Source organism: Chitinophaga sp. SYP-B3965, assembly GCF_009647655.1.
Lineage (GTDB): Bacteria > Bacteroidota > Bacteroidia > Chitinophagales > Chitinophagaceae > Chitinophaga.
Genome location: NZ_WJFD01000001.1, coordinates 1,628,394 through 1,649,821 on the forward strand (window position 1 = coordinate 1,628,394; position 21,428 = coordinate 1,649,821).

Consider the following 21,428-nt stretch of genomic DNA (forward strand, 5'->3'; position numbering starts at 1 on the left):
GCATAAATGAACCTATTTCTGTACTTTGTACGCTTAATCCGGAAACTACTCTAGCGTGCGACTTTATTCCTGTCTACTTTTCTGTTGTCTGTTCAGCCTGCCCATTATTGCGCAAAAGAAGAACGATGCCTACCAGCTGCATATCCGCAAAGCCACTTCCCCCGTTAAAATTGACGGTGTGGTGGATGAACCAGCCTGGGCAGCATCTGATACGGCTACTGACTTTTACATGATCCTGCCCATGGACACGAGTTACGCCAAAGTGCGTACGGATGTACAAATGACTTACGACGATAAGAACATTTACCTGCTGGTAGTGAACTATAATGGCGCACCCGGTCCTTATATGGTAGAATCCCTGCGCCGTGACTTCGCTTTCCTGAAGAATGATAACTTCCTTCTTTTCATGGATCCCTTTGATGACCAGACAAATGGTTTCTCCTTTGGCGCCAATGCAGCAGGCGCACAATGGGACGGCATGATGTACGATGGCGGGAAAATAGACCTGAGCTGGGAAAACAAATGGAGCTCTGTAGTAAAGAACTATCCTGACAAATGGGTCTTTGAAGCATCTATTCCTTTCAAATCCATCCGTTATAAAAAAGGCATTACGCAATGGGGCATCAATTTCGGCCGGAACGATCTGAAAACAACGGAGAAAAGCAGCTGGGCACCGGTACCCCGGCAATTCCCTTCTGCCTCACTGGCTTATACGGGTGTGCTGGTATGGGATGTACCACCACCAGATCCCGGTGTGAATGTGTCCCTGATCCCTTATTTGCTGGGCGGTGTTAACAAGAATTTCGAAACCGGCAAAGCAGCTGCTTTCCGTGGAGATGCAGGATTGGATGCCAAGGTAGCCATCACTTCCTCCCTTAACCTGGACCTTACCGTAAATCCTGATTTCTCCCAGGTGGATGTAGATAAACAAGTCACTAACCTGGACCGTTTTGAGTTGTTCTTCCCGGAAAGAAGACAGTTCTTCCTGGAGAACGGCGATCAGTTCACCAACTTTGGCTATTCTACCATACGTCCTTTCTTCTCACGGCGTATAGGCCTTGGCGTGCCCATTCATTTTGGTGCGCGGCTGAGCGGTAAACTGAATAAAGACTGGCGGCTGGGTGTAATGAATATGCAAACCGGCAAACAAACGGCTACGGCTTTGCCTGCACAGAACTTTACGGTGGCAGCCCTGCAACGGCGCGTATTTGCGCGTTCCAATGTAGGCTTCATCTTTATCAATAAAGAGTCGCTGAATTACAACCCGGATAAAGCCCTGCCGGGCGAACCTGTTTACAGTCGCTATAACCGCAACTACGGCCTGGAATACAACCTGGCCTCTGCCAATAATTTCTGGACGGGCAAAGCCATGGTGCTGAAGTCCAATACACCGGGCAGGTCCGGAAAGGACTGGGTGCATGCCGCCAACCTGCAATATACCAGCCGCGTATGGAACGTAAGCTGGCAGCATGAATATGTGGGCAAGAATTACAATGCGGAAGTAGGTTATGTGCCGCGCCAGGGGTATATCAAAATAAACCCGCAGATCACCCGGCTCTTCTTTCCGAAGAAGGGATCGTTGCTGAGTCACGGGCCACAACTGAGCACTACCAATTTCTTTGATGAGAAAATGAAACGTACGGATAATGAAGTGTTATTGTCCTACGGCATGGTGTTCCGCAAACGGAATACTTTCACGTTGTGGAGTTCTACGAGTTATATCAAATTACTGCAGCCCTTTGATCCGGTGAATATCGGGAAAGATAGCCTGGCTGCGGGTACTGCGCATAGCTGGAACACGGTTGGTGCGGATTATGTGTCCAAACCACAAAGTCTTTTTACGTATGCATTGTCCACCCGCTATGGCGGTTATTATGCAGATGGCAAACGCTTCACTTTTACGGGTGAGCTGGGATATCGTTTCCAGCCTTATGTGAGCCTGGCATTGAGCGCCAACTATAATGATATCAGATTACCGCAGCCCTGGGGTAACCAGGCTTTCTGGCTGGTAGGGCCGCGTGTGGATGTAACGATGACCAATACACTTTTCTTCACTGGTTTTATGCAATACAATGAACAGATGAAGAACGTGAACCTGAATACGCGTTTGCAATGGCGTTACAGACCCGCCTCTGACCTGTTCATTGTATATACTGATAATTACCTGCCGGAACCTTATTACGTGAAAAACAGGGCCCTGGTGATCAAATTCGTGTATTGGTTCAACCTCTAGTGTTTACCATACATAGGTACCAACAGCCCCATTCACCAGGTCTGTGGTCACCGTTTTTCCGTTGTAACGAATATTAAACGTCTGGGGTGCATTCCCGTTATTCAGCACGATGAGTACTTTCTTTCCATCCGGCGTTTTAAATGCCACATTCTCCAGCTGACTGGTAATGTCTGATGCTATGCGTACCGAGCCCGGCCTTACGAATTTAGAAGCATGTGCGATGATGTAATACGCCACATTCCGTAAAACATCTGTTCCAATGGTGAGCGCACCAAGGCAGGTGGTGCATCCTCCTTCTGTATGTGGTTTGTAATTAGCGTCTGCGGCCAGGTTCCATTCCAGCACATTACGGCTCCAATTGCGGGTAGCGCCGATAATGAGTGTGCCTACGTGCCATTTCAGGTCTCCGGCAAAATTGCCCGGGCCGCCAACCCATTGTTCTGTGAAGTAAATGTGCTTATCGGGATAAGCATCATGCAGCTGGGTTAAAGCAGTAATAGGACCACCGTAAAGATGAAAAGCCGAACCATCCACGAATTGCCTGGCTCCAGCATCCTTGAGGATATCAGCAGGATAATCAGGGCGGTCTGCATTATGATCATAGGTGATAATTTTCGTGTTGATACCGGCTGCCTGGAAGGCCGGTCCCAAATGGTCCCTGATGAAGGCGGCCTGTTCTGCGGCCTGCATCACCATGCTGGGATTATTACCGCCATGCAAAGGTTCATTCTGAGGGGTAATGGCATCAATGGTAATACCCTCTGCTTTCATGGCCTGTATGTATTTTACGAAATATTTTGCATATACGCTGTAATATTCCGGCTTAAGACTTCCGCCCTTGAAATCATTGTTGGTTTTCATCCATACAGGTGCGCTCCAGGGTGATCCCAGGATCTTTATATTCGGATTCAGTGCCACGATCTTCTTCAGCACAGGGATCAGGTCTGTTTGTTCCTTGCTGATAGAAAACTGCGCCAGGGTGGGATCTGTTTGCCCCGCTGGCAGATCATTGTAGGAAAAAGTACTGGCACTCAGATCAGAGGCGCCAATACTTACACGGAGGTAACTAACACCGATGAAAGTACTGTCCCACAGGAATAATTCTTTTAGCAGGGCATCCTGTTTGGCGGGTGATAAGGAATTGATCAGTGTGGCGCTGCCTCCTGTAAGGGTATAACCAAAACCGTCTATGCCCTGGAAGGATTGTGTATCATCTACTGTGATGGTAGGAAATGCATTCGCAGTTTCCTTAAACAGCAGGCTCACATTTTGCTTCTGAAATAATGAAGACCTGTCCGGGTTGGTGAGCCAGAAAGCCACGTCTGTGGCTACCGGCCCCGGAGGGTTAGGTGGCGGGCTTACAGTGCCTCCGCTTCCTTTACAACAGATAGCGCTAAAGGCCAATGCTAATAATGTTAACGATATTCTTTGCTTCATTGTGCTTTTCATTTAAACGGCTGGTAACAAACTGCCACCAGCCGTTTCTCTAATATAATTATTCCTACTTAGTTCCTCCCCACTCTTTACTTTGTTCCATCTTCGTATTATCCAGTTCCAGTAATGGAATGGGTAGAATGGAATGTTTCTCCGGTTTAAAACCGCGGAGCAGCAGGGCAGCATTGGTAGCAGCTTTGCCGGACCTTACGAGGTCAAACCAGCGATGCCCTTCTCCTGCCAGTTCCAGTCTTCTTTCATCAAAAATATTATCGATGGTAGCCTGGATGGGACCTAAGGCCACACGCGCCCGCACCGCATTGAGCAATGCATAGGAACGGGTACCTGCGGCACCGGTTTCTCCGCCACGCACACGTGCTTCCGCTTCCATCAGGTAAGTATCTGCCAGGCGGATATCATACATGTTCTGCGGATAGTTCAGTTCTACCGCACCACCGCCAGTGGTTTTGTTGGATAACCTGCCGGCGAGTTTCTCTAAGAAATAACCGGTGTTCATGTATCCTTTTTCGTACGTAACGATATTATTCTTTTCCAGGCTGTCCAGGTTGGCAACAGTGGATTTATAACGGGGGTCAAAATGGATAGCATCAAAAAGAGAGGCAGTAACGGGCAGGAAGCTCCATCCGGAAGCATAGTCCGGTGCACCGGCCACGAGGGTTTTATAACCCCTCGGCCCTACCATGATATTCAGTACATTTCCTTCTGTACAGGATACACAACCCCAGCCACCGGCTGAAGTAGAAGTATAGGATATTTCAAATACAGATTCGCTGTTGAACTTGGTAGCGTTATCAGACTTCCAGAGATTCGCAAAATTATCCAGCAATTTGTACCCGTATGTTGGGTTCACCTGCCCGGGTGTTGCGCCATTCACGTTTTCAAATTCAGTTACGGCTGCCGCCCATTGCTGCTGGTAGAGATATACTTTACCTAATAAAGCATGCGCTGCTCCTTTCGTCACCCTGCCGCCTTCTGTGGCAACAGGAACCGTGTTCGGTAAATTAGCTTCTGCGATAGCATCTTTCAGGTCCTGTTCAATCTGTTTGTATACATCTGCAGGTGGCGCCTGTACCACATCGTACATTTCACTGGTGAGTACTGGTTTAGTGAACAGGGGTACATTCTTGAACATGCGCACCAGATCGAAATAGAAATATGCGCGCAGGAATTTTGCTTCTGCCGTAAATCGTTTCTTTTTGTTTTCGTCCATCGGAATGTCCGGCAGTTTGGTGAGGATCACGTTTGAACGGAACACGCCAGAAAAACCTTTGCGCCACAATTCATTGTGCGGGCCGACTTCAGATGTGAGGGTGTAATTGGAGATCACCTGGTAATCGTTGATATCAGTAGGGCCGCCGCCGCCAGCCACATGATCGTCTGAAGCGGCATTGAAAGTACCTATCCTTGTTACATAACCATTGCCCTGCCAGCCTACCACATCATATACAGCAATGAGCGCTTTGAAAGCTTCATCTTCATTACGGTAAAAATTGGATTCAAGGTCTGTGCCCTTGGGCTTTACGTCCAGGAACCTGTTACAGGCTCCGATGGATAACAAGGTTAAAACGTATAGAATATATCTTCTTTTCATTTTGATCAGCTTTTAAACATTAGAAAGTAACATTCAGACCTGCCATAAAAGAACGTGCCTGTGGATAGATACCACGGTCAATACTTAACACGCCGCCACCGATCTCAGGATCATAGCCGGTATATTTAGTGAAAGTGAGCAGGTTCTCACTCATAATATGCACGCGCACTTTCTGGAGACCGATCCTGTTGATCATTGATTTTGGTAAGGAGTAACCCAGTTGTACGGTTTTCAATCTCCAGTAATCACCATCTTCCAGGTAGAAGTCTGATGGATTTGTGAAGTTCTTGTTAGGATCTAAGGTGATCAGCCTGGGATAAGAATTGGTAGACCCTTCACCCGTCCAGCGGCCCAACGTTTTCGTCTGCCAGTTGGCATTGCCGATATCCAAACGGCGCAAGCCCTGGAAGATCTGGTTACCTGCTGCACCTTGTCCGAAGATCACCACATCAAATCCTTTATAGGCTGCGTTTATCGTAAAGCCATACGTCCATTTAGGCGTGGGTGTGCCCATGAATTCACGGTCCAGTTCAGAGATCTTACCATCACCGTCTTTATCCAGCCAGCGGAAGTCTCCGGGTTTTGCGTTGGGCTGGATCTTTGTGCCGCCCTTTCCGATATAAGCATCTACTTCTGCCTGTGTCTGGAAAACACCCATGGTTTTGTAGCCGTAGAAATTATTCAGGGGCTGGCCAATGGCAGTACGGGTGATAGCACCCATGGTCTGGAAGCTTTGTCCGCCAGCGAGGTAACTGATACCGGGGCCAAGATCTGTTACTTCATTTTTCACATAAGAAACGTTACCGCCTACACTAAATTCAAAATCTTCTCCGATGCGGTTGCGGTAATCCAGTTCCAGTTCAACGCCGGTATTGTTCATCGTGGCGATGTTATCTGCAGGGTTGGCGATGGCACCTACGTAAGCAGGGATGCGTGGGTTTTGCAGGATACCTGAAGTAGTTTTCCTGAACCATTCAAATGTAAGGTGGATATTCCGGAGGAGGTCCGCATCCAGGCCAATACTCGTCTGGCTGGTTTCTTCCCATGCCAGGTCAGGATTAGCAGGTGCATTAGGACTATATCCCACCTGGTAGCTGCCGCTATTGCCAAAAGCATAATTACGGCCGCTTCCTATTGTAGAGAGATAAGCAAAGTCCGTGATGTTATCATTTCCTACCACACCATAACCACCACGGATCTTCAGGCGGTCCACCACTTTATTCTCCGGCCAGAATGCTTCCAGGGAAGGCACCCATCCGAGTGAGAAAGAAGGATAAGTACCATACTTATTGTTGGAACCAAAACGGGTGGAACCATCCCAGCGGATGATACCTTCTGCCATGTATTTTTCCTTGTAGTTATAGTTCACTCTTCCAAAGAAAGAAGCCACGCGGTGATCTGCCTGTTCTCCGCCATCAGACAAACGTTTATCTGCCGGCACTTTAAAGTTGAGGGAAGCGTCTCTGAAATTATCTGCCGGTACATCATTGAAAGTAACGTTGATGTTGCGCGTGCGGCTATCCATATAAGCACCTGTTCCGGCCAGTACCGTAAAGTTGTGGTTGCTGATCGTGCGGGTATAGGACACAACGTTCTCCAGGTTCCAGTTGTAACCCTGGTTCATACTGCGGTTGAAGGAAGTACGGGAGGAGATGTTGGAAGAGTTGAGCCATGAAATGGGTGTGAAAGATTCTCCGCCCCAGAAAGCGATCTTGGCGCCAATGGTAGAACGGAATTTCAATCCTTTGATGGGTTCTGCTTCCAGGTAAACGTTACCTACCACGTTATGGCTCCAGCCATAGTTGCCGATGCGGGTAGCGATGAAGGCCAGCGGGTTGGTCATTTCCTGCCCTACTGCGGAAGATAGACCATATGGGCGGCCCAGCGCATCTTTCCTCACCCCTACATTGTTATAGGGAGCAGCGGCCGCTTTAGCAGGATCTGTTTCCACTGCCGGTGTGATGGGGTCCAGGTTGATGGCAGAACTTAACGGTCCGCCGAATTCACTATTGGTATTACCGAGGCCAACATTCTTATCATATGCATAACCAATGTTCTCTCCGAAGGTGAGCCATTTTGTGAGCTTATGTACAGAGTTGATACGGAGATTGAAACGCTCGTATTTAGAGATGTCTGATGCAACGATCCCCTCCATCTTCAGGAAACCGAAAGAAGTATAATAAGTGGATCTTTCGTTACCACCGCTTACACTCAGTTCATGGTTCTGGCGGCGGGCATCGTTATTAAAGATCTGCGCCTGCCAGTCTGTTCCCACACCAAAAGATTTAGGGTCCGCATAAGGTAAGGGGCTGCCATTGGCGGCTGCGGCCTCATTGCGGAGTGTGGCATATTCTGTTGCGTTGAGTAATTTGAGTTTACGTGCAGGGGCTGAGGTACCATAGTAACCATTATAGTTCACCGTTACTTTACCAGCTTTCCCTTTTTTAGTTGTAACGAGGATAACGCCGGAAGCAGCACGGGCACCATAGATAGCCTGAGAGGCAGCGTCTTTTAATACTTCTATGGATTCAATGTCGTACTGGTTCAGGTAACCGATACCGCCATTGTCTACTACCACACCATCTACTACCCATAACGGATCGTTGTTGGAGAAAGAGGTGATCCCCCTCACTCTTACAGCAGCGGCAGAGCCGGGCTGACCGGAGTTCTGGGCAATGATCACACCAGCGGTGCGGCCCTGCAGCGCTTGTTCCAGACGGGTGATGGGCATATCTTCCAGTTCTTTGGCACGTACGCTGGAAATAGCTCCTGTCACTACGCTTTTCTTCTGTATGCCATAACCCACCACTACGGTTTCAGTTAAGGCAGTTTCAGAAAGCTGCAGGTTTACATTCAATGTTTTGCCACTGATCTTCAGGGTTTGCGGTGCATAACCAATAAAGCTGAAAACGAGGGAAGTTTTGGCATTGGGTACCCTGAGGGAATACTGGCCATTGGCATCTGCGGTGGTACCGGAAGTGGTACCAAGGATCCTAACGGTAGCGCCGGGGATAGGTTCACCGGCATCTCCCAGTATGCGGCCTGCGACCAGAATGCCGGTATCAGCCATGGGCTTTACTTCCGCCGATAGCTGTTGTATGGTGATCCGCTGGCCTTCCATAGAAAAGGAAAGCGGTTGATTCAGGAGTAACAGGTCTAAAGCTTCTTTAATTGTGGCATTTTTAAGGTCTATGTTAACCGGGTTAGCGCGAGCCATGAGGCTTTCATCGTACACAATTGAAATACCTGCCTGGCGGGCTACCTCTTTCAGCACCCTTTTGAGAGGGGCATTTCTTTCCTTGATGGAAATCTGCTGGCTCAGGCCTTTTGCACTGATTTGCAGGCAGGCTACGAGCAGCAGGAAGGTGGTAATTTTCATAACGACGAGGAATTTACAGAGTACATGTGGGATTTGAGCGGTGCCAGCTCCGCCACTAAAGTTTAATTTCATACTTTTGTAGTGTTTGGGAATTACGAAATATCAGTTCTTAACGGGACGATCGGGAATACCCAGACGTTTCCGGAGGTGTTGCAAGCGCTTCCGGTTTTTTTATGGGCATACCTTCACCTTAACTTGTAGTAGTTTTTTTCATAACGATTAGATTTAGGTTTACGTGGATTATTCTATTACTAAACTTCTTCCTTTCATGTTGAACTTTGCTCCGTTAGCTTCGAGCATATGTAATATTTCGGACAGGGGCAGATTTCTGCTGATCCGCCCGCCGAATAGTTTTGGTTCGATGTTATTATTGTAAGTGATATCAATGTCGTACCAGCGGGAAACCTGGCGCATGATGTCCGCCAGTTTTACGTTATCAAATTCAAAGAAGCCAGTTTTCCAGGCTATTACCTGCTGGATATCTGCATTGTACACATACATGCAACCATTGGCATTATCCAGGGAGGCCTGCTGGCCGGGTTTCAATAGTTGATCGTTCACTTTTACGGCGCCTTCTATGAGCGTGGTGTTGATGGCTTTTTCATCTTTATAGGCCATTACATCAAAGCTGGTGCCCAGTACTTTAATGGTCATGTCGTCTACTTTCACAATAAAGGGATGTTGTGCATTTTTAGTTACTTCAAAATAACCCTGCCCCTGCAATTCCACCAGGCGCTCATTCCCGGTGAAAGCAGTGGGATATTTAAGGCTGGAAGCGGCGTTCAGCCATACTTTACTCCCATCCGGGAGCACCACGTGGAATTGTCCTCCACGCGGTACGGTGAGTATGTTGTAACCTACAGCCGCTGTGTTGCTCTCTGTATCGTATTGGAGTTGACCATTTTTCTGATGTACCACAGTAGCACCCTGTTTGATCACCTGGTTGCCAACACTGTCCAGTGTAAGGGTGGAACCGTTGGCCAGGGTGAGCTGAGCTTTATTGGTGCCGGGAGCCACATCTACAGGGCTTTCTTTTTTAGCCAGGGTTACAGGCCTCTTTTTAACAAGTAACACTGTACCGGTAGTCACAACAAATGCAAGAATAGCCGCGGCTGCTATCCAGCGGCGGGAAATCCTCATCCTCACTATTTTTACAGCGCTGATATCCTGCAACAGGCGGGCTTCTATACGGTCGCTTACCACGGGCGATATTTCCGGCTGCGCGGCCATGGAACGCAGGAACTCCTCCTTCATCTGTTTAAGCAGGGAACGGTGAGAACCAGTGGTTTGCAGCCATTTTATCAATGTTACTACTTCTTCCGTAGTACATTTCCCTTCCAGGTAACGCTGCAATAGTTCTTCTTCTTTGTGTGGCATATCTATAATATCCGAAAAAGGCGAAGTAGGGTACCCCGCTTAAAAAATAATTTTTCCGGACACATACAGGGCAAGGAGTACATCCCCGTAACGGAACACATAATCATGGATGAAACGCATGCTGAGTACCATGTGTTTCTTTACGGCATTGCGGGAAATGCCCAGGATGGCGGCCGCTTCGTCATAACTCCTGCCCTCCTGCCGGCAAAGGCGGAAAACGTTGAGGCGCTGCGGAGGCATATGGTTGAGGGCTTCATGGAAAAGGCGGTCGTATTCTTTGGCTTTCACCACCTGTTCCGGCTGTTCGGATTCCTGTGCTTCAATGTGTTTGAGGAGTTGTTCTCTTAAAATACGGTCGGTGGCAAGCTTTTGAAGGGTCTTAAAGGTGTGGTTCCGGGCAATCCGGTAGAGGTAACCTGCAAAGGGAAGGTCCGGGTTGATACGCTCCCTGATCTCCCAGATCCGGAGGAATACATCGTGCACGAGGTCTTCCGCAAGCGAGGGTATCTTGCAGAACCGGAGCATATAAACGTACAATGAAGGATGAAATTGACGGTAAATGGCAGTAAACGCTGTTTCATCTCCCTGCTTCATACGTATCACCAATTCACTATCCATGGTAATATTTGTAGATTTTGGCAGACCTGTGTTGTGTAAATCTAAAGAAAAATACTATACTCAAGGTAACTGGTTACTAAAAAGTGCCTACTTGTTGCGCCGCCGCATTGTACCTACCTTTACGCTTTCAAAACGGAAACAGCTTAGCGGATGGAAAAGATCAGATTAAGTATTTTGGATCAGTCTCATGTAAGACTGGGCAGTACAACGGCAGACGCCATGCAGGAAACCCTCCGGCTGGCAAAACTGGCAGATGAGCTGGGTTATTACCGGTACTGGGTATCAGAACATCATAATATCACCAATATAGCCGGCTCTACACCGGAAGTGCTGCTGGGTTTCCTTGGCGGGCAAACCAAACAGATCAGGCTGGGGGCGGCAGGTATCATGTTACCCAACCACAGCGCGTTGAAAGTAGCAGAGAACTTCCGGATGCTGGAAGCTTTATTCCCGGGCAGGGTTGACCTGGGCATTGGCCGCGCACCGGGTGGCGACCGGGTAACGGCACGTTTGCTGAATCCCGGCAATACTTTCAGCGAAACAGATTTTGTGCAGCAGATCATGGACCTGCAACATTTCCTTACAGATAAACATCACCAGGTGAAAGCTATGCCAAAGGCAGAAACTGTTCCTCCTTTGTGGATGCTTACCTCCAGTGGCGGCAGTGCTAATCTCGCAGCGCATTTCGGTTCCGCGCTTTCCTTCGCACAATTCATTAATCCAACCGGCGGCCCTGAAGTAGTAGCACAATACCGCGCACGTTTCAAACCGTCTGCAACTTTGAAAGCACCAGAAGCTAATTTTGGCATCTTTGCTTTTTGTTCTGAAGATGAAGCAGTGATCGAAAGATGGCAAACAGAATTTGATTACCGCATCCTGAACATTGAAAGAGGCAGGGATACACCTATTCCTCCGTATGAAGAAATTGCCGCGATGGAATATATGCCTGAAGAACAACTGCGGATCAATTATAACCGCGGGCGGATGATATCCGGCACACCTAAAAGAATGCGGCAGCAGATTGAAACACTTTGCGCACAATATGGTGTGAATGAAGTAGTGCTGTGTACCATTTCAGAAAACCCGGAAGAAAGGATCACTTCGTTTAAATTACTGGCGAAGGAATTCGCACTTTAACATTTCCATAAGGCTACTTTTTGAAGGCCTGCGTATAAACAGGAAATCAATTCCTATGCGCAGTTCCTCTATCTACTGGGTAGCAATACCCATGGTTTTGGCTACAAGCGCTTTTTATTCAAGCGGGCTTAATTGAATTAATTCGTTCTTACTGGTATTAAAAGTAAAGGCCCTGCCTGTTAAGGTGGAGGATGCTGGTTTGTTATTGCGTGTAAGTTTTACCGCTTTACCCGGCCATGGATTTTCCATCTCGCAGGTACGGCCTTTTTCACTTTGCAGTGTTACATATTCCACACGTCCGTTCTTCAAACTGCTGCTGATCACAAACGCGCCGTAAGCACGCAGGTTATTAAACTTTGCATCTCTGCTGTGATTCCAGTTCGGGAAAATACGGATGCGGCCTTCATAACTTTGCAATAGCATTTCATTGATGGTAAGTGGTACGGCGGACAATGTTTCAGTCCCCCCTCCTGCTGCTGTGATCCAGCCGTTGCGTAATGACTGTGCATTGATACGTGCTTTCAACTGTTTGATGATCTCATCTGCATCATACCCTACCCGCACTGCTGCAGGAAAACAGGTTTCAATACCATTGCCAAATGTATTTCCCCAGCTGCCGGGTTCCTGCATCTTGTCTTTCCAGTGAGATACATCACTTAATAATATCGCGTTGAAAGCAGAATCTGTTACAGGCCCGCACACTTCTCCGGGAAGGATCAGGCCGTGAATAGAAACTCTTGCAAGGCCCATTGCTCCGCTATGAAAAGGAGAAGGACTTTTCTCTACACTTTTCAGGCGTACCCTGCCATCTATTTCCTGTGTGGGGAATGGACTTAGGTGCGTGAGGATATGTTGCCATTTAGCCTGCCTTGCCGCGTCTTTATTTAAATAAGTACTTACGTTGATCATGCCTTTGAACAGCATTTTAACCAGGCCCAGTGAAAGCGTGGAATTATAATCTCCCAGCATATGGCGCCACTGCCCTTTGTTCTTCAGGTTAGGCATTACTTCTCCGTAATGATCATTTTCAATCACATAACGGCCATCCGTGAATTTGAGGTAATCTTCCCAGAAGTCGGCACAGGCTAACAGGTAAGGGTATACTTTTTCTGCATATTTTTCATCGTAAGTGCTGTAAAAACGCATCAGCATATTGGCAGCACCGAATACGGCATTGATCTTTTGGCCGAGGAATTTATAACCATGATCGATGGTGTTTTCGCGGGTACCGTAACGGGCTTCCATTTCATCCGGCGTAAGTGGCCATAACGTGGTGCACAATCCCCTGGGGCCAATACCTACCGGAAAATAGATGCCCCGCATGTTCAGGAGGTCTTTCGCATGCCATCTCCCCTTTTCCATATAATCCAGCAAGGGCTGATCATAGTTATCAGTAAGGTCTATGTAGTTGGAAGAAAAGGCTGCCCAGTAAGGCGCCTGGTAATTATAGTTGAGGTGATAATCACCGCCCCATGCGGAAGAATCTTTGGTGATGAAAGGACCCCAGATACCAGGTGCATATTTGCCTTCCCGGGAAGAAGAAGCAAAAAGGTATTGGGAATTGGTGTAGTATTTTTCCAGCATCGTATCGTTGATCCGGATACTGGAACGTTTCCAGAACTGATTCCACCATTGCTGGTGTGCTGCTTTCATTTTTTCTACATTTTCTTCTGGTTTGTTCGTTTTTCCAACCGTAACTGTAACGGTCAGTTTTTTACCGGGCTGCAATTGTTGATCTCCATATACTTTCATGGCCAGGACCACCTCTGTGGGCCATTCCAGCAGCGGCGTACCGGAAAAGGAACGGGATACCCAGTTTGGACCTTTCTTTACAACGGCGGTATTCCCTTCCGGTGCCCAGAGATCTAAGTTAACTTTGCAGGTTTTGTTGGTGGTGATCTCTGTGATCACGGTATTATGCATGGCGGTAACAAGAGAGTTCACTTCCACCTTCAGATCATTCTTTGTAAAAACGGCATGGATAGCACCTTTGGTGGGCAGCTGTTCTGCGTAATACTGTGCATCCTTTAATTCATTGATGATAATATCCAGTCCGCCAGGGAAAGCAATACCTCCTCCGGGATACACGGGGTATGCCCGCCAGAAATCATTCTTTCCGATGTAAAGTTTCAGGTGTTCCGGTGTTCCTCCAAAAGTGAGGCCTATATCACCATTACCTGCCAGTGGAGCATCCGGTACTTTAGCAGTGGGAACATTCTGCGGGGCAGACGTATAGACAAAACTATAGTTACCCGGCGTTTGTGCGGCAGCTTGTGTAATAAAACAAAAGCTTAGCAACAGGCGGCTAATTTTCATGCGGTGGAATTTGTAATCTGGTACCTAAAGTACAAAAAAAGGGAAGAAATTATTAATATTGAAGTATGAAGCGTAAACTATCTATATACAGTCTCCTGCTGGTATTATGTACCGGCTTTTCCGCCGGCCCGGGCTCTCCTGCTGAAACATTTGTAACGATGGAGATCTGGGCGATGCATCCGGTTGAACAAAAGTTCGTAAAAATGGAAGGCTTTCAGTCAGAATTACGGTGTATTGAGCAATACATTATTGAGTTAACATTAAAAACAAACCGGTTAGTTGTAAGCAGTGCAGATCCTGCTGTTCCGGACAAAGAAACTGTAACTTATGATTCCAGCTATAATTTGATCAATATGGACAACCGTAAGTTTGTCCGTTTTGATACATTCTCTAAAAATGCCAGCCCTACTGCTTCAGCAGATCTGAAAGAAAAAAAGCAGGGAGTGCAGATGGATGATATAAAGGAATTGAAAGAAGACGCCGTAAGATTAAAAGACACGGCCATGAATGGTATTAGTTATATGCGTTACCGCGTTCATGAGGCAACGAAAGAAGTCACGGCTTATCTGATCCCGGTTAAAAACAAGGCTGTCTTTTCCATGCAAAAAAAGATAGAAACTGCAGTAAACGGCACTATTGTGCTGATAGATTACCGTGATGTAAACACAGGTGATTATCTCCAGATCCGGTTCAAATATGAAGACAGGGAGATCCCCGCGCAGGAATATGAGATCATTCAGGACTGGATCTCCAAAACAAAATGGTAGCTTTACTGCTATCCTCAAGCCCTATGAAAATGAAACCTATTGCCTTTTGTTGTTTATTATTATTTGGAAGCCAGGTTCGTGCACAATCTGAAACAATTATCACTGTGGATGTTTCCCTTTCCTTCATGGGGAGGAATAAGCTGTTGGAAAAAGAAGTGATGCAGAGTTATTTCAGGTGTTACAAGGAATATATCATTGAACGGATCTTTAAGATGGATATGGAGAAAATAAAGAAACCGGATGATATAAAACCTCCTTTCTACAATGATAGCAGTTATTATTTCATCAATACAGCACTGCAAAAATTTGTGGAGTTTGATGCTTTTGCCGTTTCGGCAAAAGCAACCTCAGCGCAGGACCTGCCATTGAAAAAACTGGGTCTGCTGATAAAGAACGCCCCTACGCTGGATAGTGCTTCCAGGATAGCAGACACTACCATGGATGATATTAAGTACATCCGCTACCGCGCGTTCAAATTAAGAATGGATGGCAAGACGATGAGGGAAATTACAGCTTACCTCTTACCGGTTCCCAATACTTCCTCCTACTCCTATCATCGAAAGATCGAATCAGAAGCGCAAGGCAGATTTGTCTGGGTAGATACCCGGGATGTTGGATCACCTCATCCCTCTATTACCGTCCGGCTTACCTATGAAACAAGGGAAATCCCACGAAAGGAATGGAAGGTGATGGATAGCTGGATAAGCCGGACAAAATGGTAAGTTGTGGCCGGAGATGAACGGACACTGTCCGCATACGGACAGGCATTTAGATTCAGTTATCTGATTTTCAATCACTTACCCTATGGCATAATTCCTGTGGCCGGTTACCCGTAAATAAAAAGATATGCTCAGGAACAATTTCAAGATCGCATACAGGAGTATCTGGAAAGACAGGATCTACAGCGCCATCAATATTGTGGGCCTTGCACTGGCTACGGCTATCTTTCTCCTGATCATCCATTATGTGCGGTTTGAGCATAGTTATGAGAACATCCATGCCAAAGCGGATCAGATCTACCGCGTAACGCTGGACATTTACAATGGTGCTGAATATGTGACCACAGATTGCGAAACCTATCCGCAGCTGGGACCTACCATGCTAAAGGACATGCCCGAGGTAAAGAATTACACGCGGATTGAGCATGTAGGCAACACAGAAATAAAATATGATAATAAAGGATTTATTGTAGACAAGGTGTATGCTGCAGATTCCCAATACTTCTCCATCTTTAATATAGACTTCATCCAGGGAGATAAAAGCAGGGCGTTGACGGGGCCTGATCAGGCACTGCTGAGTGAAACTACTGCCAAAAAGATCTTCCTTGCAGAAAACCCTATGGGCAAAGTTTTGCAAGTGGGTAAATTCACCTTAACAGTAGCAGGCATATTTAAAGACATCCCGGAAAACACCCATTTGAAATTCGATCTGTTAGTTCCGTTCTCTATCGTTACCAAAACAAAGATGGAGAATGACTGGACCAGCAACAATAATTTCACTTACGTTGAATTGGCGCCAGGCGCTTCCCTTACTGCGCTTAATCAGAAACTGGCTACCTTATCCAAACAGCGGCTGAAGAGTGAAATAATGACCGCAGGGCCTATTAAAGATATTCATCTCCATTCCAAACGCACCTACGAGCCCGAACCTCCCGGCAACGCAGGCACCGTGAAGTTCCTGCTGATCATTGCTATCCTCATCCTGGTGATCGGTTCCGTGAATTATGTGAACCTTACTACTGCCCGGTCTTCCGAAAGATTGAAGGAAGCTGGTATAAGAAAGGTATTAGGCTCCACCCGCCTGGGATTGATCCGCCAGTTCTTCCTCGAGTCATTGATCGTAAATCTGCTGGCCTTTATACTGGCGCTGGCATTAGTTTATATATCCATCCCCTACTACCTGCAACTGGTAGGCAAACCTTTGAATGCAGATATCTTTCATGCTTATTCTTTCTGGACCACCTGTGCGCTCCTGTTTGGATTGAACTGCCTGCTCTCCGGCCTGCAGCCAGCCATCATGCTTTCCGCTGTGAAGCCGGTAGTGATCATGAACAGATCTTCTGCAAGAGGCGGTGCTAAGGGTGGCGCATTAAGAAGAACATTGGTAGTAGGTCAATTTGCAGTGGCAGTGGTAGTGATTGCCTTTACCATTGTTATTTACCGGCAATTACAATTCATGCGGCAACAGGATAAAGGCATGAACATTGAACAGATCCTTGTGATCAATGACCTGGAAGATGGAAAGAACGATTCTGTACGGGTAAGCCTGCACGAAGCTATGCGTAATGACCTGCTCAAACTTTCTGCCGCTAAAGAAGTATCTGCAACAGGTGCTTTACCTGGCGTGGATGCGAGTTACATGAACACCACCAATAACGTCATGCGTTTGGGAGCAGAAAGGAATGGATACAATTTCTCTACGTATGCAGTGGATTCCAGCTTTGTGCCCATGATGAAAATGACGCTTCTGGCAGGCAGGAACTTCAGCAATAGTGCCAGTAATAACAGGGAAGTATTGATCAATGAAGAAAGTGTCCGTTTGCTGGGTTTCTCTTCTCCTGAAAAAGCAGTGGGCCAGGTGATCACCTATCATGGCCAGGTTACGGTAATCGGGGTGGTAAAGAATTTCAGCCAGCTTTCCATGAAAGAAGCCCCGATCCCTATGATCAATTATTATCGTCCGGATGATGCGAAATATATTTCAGTAAAGATCAATACAGATGATGCCGGTAAAGTAATTGCTGCAGCAGAGAAAGTGTGGCTGGCACATTATCCGGGCAGGGCCTTTGACTACTTCTTCCTGGATCAGTTGTATAATCAGCAATATAAATCCGATGTACAATTCGGTCAGATCATTTCTGTATTTTCTCTACTCACCATCTTCATTACCTGCCTTGGATTATTAGGCCTTACCGCACATAATATTGCACGCCGCACAAAAGAGATCGGCATCCGGAAAGTGCTGGGAGCCAGCGTAACCGAGATCGTTCATCTTTTTGCCCGGGACTATGTGAAGCTCGTGTTGCTGGCGATGGTGATCGGGATTCCGATTGCCCTGTGGGCAGAGCAGCAATGGCTGAAGGATTTTGCATTACGTGCTTCTATGCCCTGGTGGATCTTTGCATCAGCTGGTGGGGTGACGTTGCTGATCGCACTTTTAACGGTTAGCCTGCAATCAGTGAGGGCAGCGCTCGTGAACCCGGTGGATAGTTTGGGAAGCGAATAAATAAGCGCCCCGCTTTTACACGAGGCGCTACTTTTGGGGTTAAGTATTCGGACATTTATCTGTAACTGAGAATCCTACAGCCTTAATACCATACCATGGGAAAACAGTAGAACTATCCCTGATCACACGGCTACGTGCAGCCAGGCTTACTGTATATCCGCAATTATCCATGGCTGATACATCTACACTCCATGGTGCATTTTCATCTCCGTCATCTGTATTATCTGCCAGGTTACCTACATCACCGGCATTCGGCAATGCATCATAGTAACGGCTGGAAGGTGTTGGTACGGTGCCATGCGTATGCGAAGATGGTTGCAGGTCTAAACTCCACAGTGCGAAATATGGATGTATTGCCCTGAGGTGACCACTTACGGTGTGGTTAGTAGCCGTTTTATCATAGCAATGACAATCACCGCCATCTATTACCAGGTCTAATGTCTTCGTGAGATCTACGGATACATTGGCCGTTGTGCTGATGGACATGTGTACGTTGTTGATCACTACAGAGAAGAGGTCTGCTACCTGTTCATTGCCCAGTGCATCTGTATGTGTGAAACGGATGGTATAATTACCGTCTGTTAAACCGCCGGTGCTCCAGCCTGCCAGGTAATGGGTTTGATTATACAAACCGATAGCAGGGTTTTCTTTATAAATAAACCAACCATCAGCCGGCGATTGCGGATCACTGAATTCCACATTCGGATCAGGCGCAAAATCTATCATCTGGAATGTTTCTGCGGTAGATACGGATGCATAGGTGCTGTCTGCCGCGCCATATTTCTTGTACTCTATCTTGTATTTGATGATGCCATTGAATCCTGCGCGGTTGATGATACCATGGAAACTTACCCATCCGCCATATGGACGATTGTTATGGGAAGTTGGATTGGTAGTATCTGAATTCACCAGGAAGGTTAACGGATGGATCAGATCACGGTCAACGCCACCCACATGTGTCAGTTCTGCTTCTACGTGTGCAGCCTGGCTTGGACGGATCTGTACCACAGCATCTACCCTATTACCCCAGGTGTTGAGATCATTGGGGTCTGTAGTAGATGGTAAAGATGACCAGGAAAGCACAGCGCGTACCCTGATCACATTAGGTTGTGCGCAGGTGCGGATGCGGTTGGTGAGATTGATGGGCAGGTCTACGTTGTAGTACAAACCATCTGCGGGGATGTTGTCAATATCGTGTACGGTGATACTGGCAGTGCCCAGGTATTGATCAAAGATGCCATTGTTATTCCAGTCTGCCCAGAAAGCTACGTGTTCCTGTGAGCCGTTGTGGCAAAGGTCGCCACTGAAGCCGCTGTTCTTCTTTAGTTTGATCACTGCACCGAGGGTGTCCAGGGGCGTACTTAAGCCTACGCACATCAGTTCCTCGAATGTTACGTCTGCCTGGCTGATGGGTTTAAGGATGAAGTCCGTAATGGCCTTTACGTCCACTTTCAGTTTTTGTACTTCAAAGAGGTTGTAACTGCTGAGGGTTTTGAACTTCTTCGCGTTGGTGATCAGGGGTGCCACGGTGGAATAGAAAGTACGGTGATCAGGTACTTTGGCGCGTTTGTATGCTGCGTAGAAAGTTTCCAGCGGCGGGTTGGGTGGCTGGGGAATGTGAATTTCCTCGTTGATGTTGATGTGGGCCAGGAAGTCTGGTTTGATCTTTACGTCCAGTGCCTGGAAGAGATCTCCCCAGATAAAACGCCTTCTGCGTTTCAGCTGGATGTCCACATCTTTTACATTGCCGTAATGCGGGGTAACATTGGGGTCTGTGGAAGGTATCACGTTCCAGGATAATACGGCGCGGACGGTGGGGATCACAGCCGTGCTACAGGTCAGGAACTTGCGGTACTTTTCATCGTCGATGAAAAGATGCGTCATGTACTTGAGGGGGTGTTGGGGACCGGCGGGGGCTTCGGAGATGTCTGCCACCTTGAAGCTGGAATAGCCCATGTCCTGGAAGCCGTTACCGTCTTTAAAGTCTACGAAGAAACGTACATACTCTTTGGAGCCGTTGGAGCAGAGGCCGCCGCTGTAACCGGAGGCCAGTTTGATGCTCACGATGGCTTCCAGTTTTGATTTTTCAGGGTTAAAGCCTACACAAGTGATCTCTTCCCATTGTGTGATGCTGGCTGCCTTGAGGTCCTGCAGGAAGAATTTGTTGAGCAGGAAGGTCTGGCGGTTGTATAATAGCTCTGAGAGCTGAGCCGCCGACACGTTGGGGATCTTCAGTTTTTCCATGATTTTTGTTTTTGGGGTGTACTATTTGGGGTGTTTCGAATACTAATCTGGGGCTAATGGAGAAAGACCGGATATAAAGTTAGGGGAGATGTATGGGAAAGGGATGCGTATTAATACGGGAATGTATAGGGAGATATATTGTAGAAATTATTACTTCATGCGTAGGTCGTCGGTATCGTCTGCATAATCTCTCTCGTCATCCAAAATTATCCTGTTTGTGCTATTGTCTATAGAAGCAAATACGCGTTCCAACATATTATCCGGATGTGCGTTTTCCTTTACTTCGAATACTTCCTTTATCCAGCGGGCTATTTCCGGGCGTGGCATGGGGAGGCCTTTTTGGGCCAGGAGATTGATGATCTCGGATAAGTTTTCGGGGGTGTTGATGGTGCCTAACTTTCGCTGCATTTTCTTTTCTTTTTGAGCAAAGTTAGGGGTTGCGGGGATCGGAAATGCTAAGCAACAATTAATTAATATCATTCCTTCCGCTGTTGTAATTTAATTGTATCATAATATTTACGATTATTATTCATAATATCAGTAGTCTCCATTTCTAGGTAAAGATCAATCCGATCTGTTGATCTTATGTCTTTGGTATAGGTAAAAACAGCATAAGGTTTGAATGGCATCACATTTTTATCCAGATGAGCAGTATCATAATTAAGCCCATCTTCAGAATATCTTACCTTAAATTCCTTGAAGATATAATCTGCAAAAACCACATTTATCACAATTGTATCACTGCTTCCTCCTATCAGATTATATGCGGCAGGACTACCTATTTCAAAGATTGAATTCCCAACATCATCATAGCTCTTAGCATAAGTATAATTTAGTGAATCTGTAAAAAATTTATACTGGTGCACTTTTCCGGTTTTATATAACTTCACGGTATTACCCCATACATTTCCATTTTTATATGTTTCAATCAACAGAACCCTATCCTTCGCATCAATTTCTCTTCTTACAATTATGCTGTCTCTTTGTTTAGAGAGTTCAATGGCCTCCTGCCTTGTTAAAGAAGGCTCTTTAACAACGTTCAGGCAGGAGGTAAAAAAGACCAGGGAGAAAATTATTTTCTTCATA

14 protein-coding genes are annotated in these 21,428 nt (G+C 46.8%); 5 read left to right on the forward strand and 9 right to left on the reverse strand.

Features of this window, described 5'->3' with window-relative positions:
• Positions 1-55: 55 nt before the first annotated feature.
• Positions 56-2,233 carry a DUF5916 domain-containing protein gene (locus GFS24_RS06390; RefSeq protein ID WP_371729977.1) on the forward strand — a complete coding sequence of 726 codons (2,178 nt, stop codon included), beginning with the start codon at positions 56-58 and terminating at the stop codon, positions 2,231-2,233.
• 3 nt (positions 2,234-2,236) lie between these two features.
• On the opposite strand, the gene GFS24_RS06395 is transcribed toward GFS24_RS06390, so the two are convergent.
• From GFS24_RS06395 to GFS24_RS06415, 5 genes are all read right to left on the reverse strand, one after another.
• Positions 2,237-3,670 (reverse strand): glycoside hydrolase family 30 beta sandwich domain-containing protein, encoded by a 1,434-nt coding sequence (locus GFS24_RS06395; RefSeq protein ID WP_253906406.1) that lies wholly within the window; start codon positions 3,668-3,670, stop codon positions 2,237-2,239.
• A gap of 64 nt (positions 3,671-3,734) precedes the next feature.
• A complete protein-coding gene (locus tag GFS24_RS06400; RefSeq protein ID WP_153658747.1) occupies positions 3,735-5,279 on the reverse strand; it encodes a RagB/SusD family nutrient uptake outer membrane protein in 1,545 nt (514 codons plus the stop codon).
• A 19-nt stretch (positions 5,280-5,298) separates the two neighbouring features.
• On the reverse strand, positions 5,299-8,658 hold the full coding sequence (locus GFS24_RS06405; protein ID WP_153658748.1) for a TonB-dependent receptor: 3,360 nt from the start codon (positions 8,656-8,658) through the stop codon (positions 5,299-5,301).
• A 240-nt stretch (positions 8,659-8,898) separates the two neighbouring features.
• Positions 8,899-10,035 carry a FecR domain-containing protein gene (locus GFS24_RS06410; RefSeq protein WP_153658749.1) on the reverse strand — a complete coding sequence of 379 codons (1,137 nt, stop codon included), beginning with the start codon at positions 10,033-10,035 and terminating at the stop codon, positions 8,899-8,901.
• Between the two features lie 39 nt (positions 10,036-10,074).
• Positions 10,075-10,653 (reverse strand): RNA polymerase sigma factor, encoded by a 579-nt coding sequence (locus GFS24_RS06415; protein ID WP_153658750.1) that lies wholly within the window; start codon positions 10,651-10,653, stop codon positions 10,075-10,077.
• 150 nt (positions 10,654-10,803) lie between these two features.
• Between GFS24_RS06415 and GFS24_RS06420 the strand changes: the two genes are divergently transcribed.
• A complete protein-coding gene (locus GFS24_RS06420) occupies positions 10,804-11,790 on the forward strand; it encodes an LLM class flavin-dependent oxidoreductase (protein WP_153658751.1) in 987 nt (328 codons plus the stop codon).
• 114 nt (positions 11,791-11,904) lie between these two features.
• Here the strand turns inward: GFS24_RS06420 and GFS24_RS06425 are convergent, their stop codons facing one another.
• On the reverse strand, positions 11,905-14,106 hold the full coding sequence (locus tag GFS24_RS06425; RefSeq protein WP_153658752.1) for a trehalose hydrolase: 2,202 nt from the start codon (positions 14,104-14,106) through the stop codon (positions 11,905-11,907).
• A gap of 65 nt (positions 14,107-14,171) precedes the next feature.
• Here GFS24_RS06425 and GFS24_RS06430 point away from each other — a divergent pair, with 65 nt between their 5' ends.
• The 3 genes from GFS24_RS06430 to GFS24_RS06440 all read left to right on the forward strand — a co-directional run bounded on the left by GFS24_RS06430 (position 14,172) and on the right by GFS24_RS06440 (position 18,098).
• Positions 14,172-14,873: a hypothetical protein gene (locus tag GFS24_RS06430; protein ID WP_153658753.1), complete on the forward strand. Its 702-nt coding sequence runs from the start codon at positions 14,172-14,174 to the stop codon at positions 14,871-14,873.
• Positions 14,874-14,896: 23 nt separating this feature from the next.
• Positions 14,897-15,595: a hypothetical protein gene (locus GFS24_RS06435; protein WP_153658754.1), complete on the forward strand. Its 699-nt coding sequence runs from the start codon at positions 14,897-14,899 to the stop codon at positions 15,593-15,595.
• A 124-nt stretch (positions 15,596-15,719) separates the two neighbouring features.
• On the forward strand, positions 15,720-18,098 hold the full coding sequence (locus GFS24_RS06440) for an ABC transporter permease (RefSeq protein WP_153658755.1): 2,379 nt from the start codon (positions 15,720-15,722) through the stop codon (positions 18,096-18,098).
• 39 nt (positions 18,099-18,137) lie between these two features.
• Here the strand turns inward: GFS24_RS06440 and GFS24_RS06445 are convergent, their stop codons facing one another.
• The 3 genes from GFS24_RS06445 to GFS24_RS06455 all read right to left on the reverse strand — a co-directional run bounded on the left by GFS24_RS06445 (position 18,138) and on the right by GFS24_RS06455 (position 21,427).
• Positions 18,138-20,342, reverse strand: a complete 2,205-nt coding sequence (locus GFS24_RS06445) for a hypothetical protein (RefSeq protein WP_153658756.1) — start codon at positions 20,340-20,342, stop codon at positions 18,138-18,140.
• Positions 20,343-20,492: 150 nt separating this feature from the next.
• Complete coding sequence (locus GFS24_RS06450) at positions 20,493-20,750, reverse strand: hypothetical protein (RefSeq protein WP_153658757.1); 258 nt, start codon at positions 20,748-20,750, stop codon at positions 20,493-20,495.
• A gap of 68 nt (positions 20,751-20,818) precedes the next feature.
• The gene (locus GFS24_RS06455; protein WP_153658758.1) at positions 20,819-21,427 is read right to left on the reverse strand and encodes a hypothetical protein; all 609 of its coding nucleotides are present in this window, start codon (positions 21,425-21,427) and stop codon (positions 20,819-20,821) included.
• Between the last annotated feature and the right edge of the window lies 1 nt (position 21,428).

Bases quoted from the DNA above. Each gene is read 5' to 3' on its own strand.
- GFS24_RS06395 (WP_253906406.1), bottom strand. From the start codon at position 3,670: ATGAAGCAAAGAATATCGTTAACATTATTAGCATTGGCCTTTAGCGCT.
- GFS24_RS06400 (WP_153658747.1), bottom strand. From the start codon at position 5,279: ATGAAAAGAAGATATATTCTATACGTTTTAACCTTGTTATCCATCGGA.
- GFS24_RS06405 (WP_153658748.1), bottom strand. From the start codon at position 8,658: ATGAAAATTACCACCTTCCTGCTGCTCGTAGCCTGCCTGCAAATCAGT.
- GFS24_RS06410 (WP_153658749.1), bottom strand. From the start codon at position 10,035: ATGCCACACAAAGAAGAAGAACTATTGCAGCGTTACCTGGAAGGGAAA.
- GFS24_RS06415 (WP_153658750.1), bottom strand. From the start codon at position 10,653: ATGGATAGTGAATTGGTGATACGTATGAAGCAGGGAGATGAAACAGCG.
- GFS24_RS06420 (WP_153658751.1), top strand. From the start codon at position 10,804: ATGGAAAAGATCAGATTAAGTATTTTGGATCAGTCTCATGTAAGACTG.
- GFS24_RS06425 (WP_153658752.1), bottom strand. From the start codon at position 14,106: ATGAAAATTAGCCGCCTGTTGCTAAGCTTTTGTTTTATTACACAAGCT.
- GFS24_RS06430 (WP_153658753.1), top strand. From the start codon at position 14,172: ATGAAGCGTAAACTATCTATATACAGTCTCCTGCTGGTATTATGTACC.
- GFS24_RS06435 (WP_153658754.1), top strand. From the start codon at position 14,897: ATGAAAATGAAACCTATTGCCTTTTGTTGTTTATTATTATTTGGAAGC.
- GFS24_RS06440 (WP_153658755.1), top strand. From the start codon at position 15,720: ATGCTCAGGAACAATTTCAAGATCGCATACAGGAGTATCTGGAAAGAC.
- GFS24_RS06445 (WP_153658756.1), bottom strand. From the start codon at position 20,342: ATGGAAAAACTGAAGATCCCCAACGTGTCGGCGGCTCAGCTCTCAGAG.
- GFS24_RS06450 (WP_153658757.1), bottom strand. From the start codon at position 20,750: ATGCAGCGAAAGTTAGGCACCATCAACACCCCCGAAAACTTATCCGAG.
- GFS24_RS06455 (WP_153658758.1), bottom strand. From the start codon at position 21,427: ATGAAGAAAATAATTTTCTCCCTGGTCTTTTTTACCTCCTGCCTGAAC.